The sequence below is a fragment of the Dellaglioa sp. CoH-57-MRSF-18 genome, assembly GCF_056781995.1.
The window spans coordinates 1-241 of the sequence record NZ_JBXAXX010000277.1 but is presented as its reverse complement, the minus strand read 5'-3'; the positions used below and the strand labels follow the sequence as shown (position 1 = coordinate 241).

The following is a 241-nucleotide window of genomic DNA, read 5'->3' as shown; positions in this document are numbered from 1 at the left end:
ACTTATACGAAGCTTCGCGATCAGGAACCCGGCGCAATCAGAAACGAATCGTACAAAAAGTTTCTGGCGCGCGCCCGGAACCCGGCCTTTGAGATGACGAGCGCCGCGATTCCGCGCTATCAGCTCATCTCCGATTTGAAGCCCTCAAAATATTCGGTTATCCGCTACATGTCGAAGGCAGCTACTGCGCTTCAATCAAAATGGCTGGAGACACAGGCTATGGAAGCAGAGCCTCTACTTC

The 241-nt window shown here is 52.7% G+C and carries 1 protein-coding gene; it reads left to right on the top strand.

What is annotated here, in order from left to right; genetic code table 11:
• Positions 1–241, top strand: a 241-nt coding sequence (locus AC1RPG_RS08960) for a hypothetical protein (RefSeq protein ID WP_481762635.1), incomplete at both ends; no start/stop codon positions are given.